This is a genomic window from Streptomyces himastatinicus ATCC 53653, from assembly GCF_000158915.1.
Classification (GTDB): Bacteria; Actinomycetota; Actinomycetes; order Streptomycetales; family Streptomycetaceae; genus Streptomyces; species Streptomyces himastatinicus.
On sequence record NZ_GG657754.1, the window covers coordinates 8,952,348 to 8,952,920 of the forward strand.

The 573-nt window shown below is 74.3% G+C and carries 1 protein-coding gene; it reads left to right on the forward strand.

Going from position 1 to position 573, the window contains the following annotated elements; all coding sequences use genetic code 11:
• On the forward strand, positions 1-573 hold a 573-nt coding region (locus SSOG_RS38155; RefSeq protein ID WP_039939678.1), incomplete at both ends, for an SDR family NAD(P)-dependent oxidoreductase.

The following is a 573-nucleotide window of genomic DNA, read 5'->3' on the forward strand; positions in this document are numbered from 1 at the left end:
CCTGTTCGACACCGGCGCGCTGCGCGCCCTGCCGGTCACGGCGTACGACATACGGGCGGCGGCAACGGCCTACCGCCGCCTGGACGAGGAGGCACACACCGGAGGGGCCGTCCTGACGATCCCGCGCCCGCTCGATCCGGACGGCACGGTCCTCGTCACCGGCGCGAGCGGCACCCTGGGACAGCTCGTCCTGCGGCGGCTCGTCTCCGAACACGGCGTCCGCAACGTATTGCTGCTCAGTCGCAGCGGCGGCGAGGCGCCCGAGGACCTGGTGGAGCGCGGCGTACGGGTGCAGTCCGTCGCCTGCGACGCCGCGGACCGCGAGCAGCTCGCGAGGGCCCTCGCCCGTATCCCCGCGGAGCATCCGCTGACCGCCGTGGTGCACACGGCCGGTGTCCTCGACGACGGTGTCCTCGAGGCCCTGACACCCGAGCGGCTCGCCACCGTGCTGCGGCCGAAGGCGGACGCGGTGGGTGCGCTGCACGAGCTGACCGCCGACGCGGACCTGGCGGCCTTCGTGGTGTTCTCCTCGGTCGCCGGTGTGCTCGGCTCCCCGGGGCAGGCGAACTACGC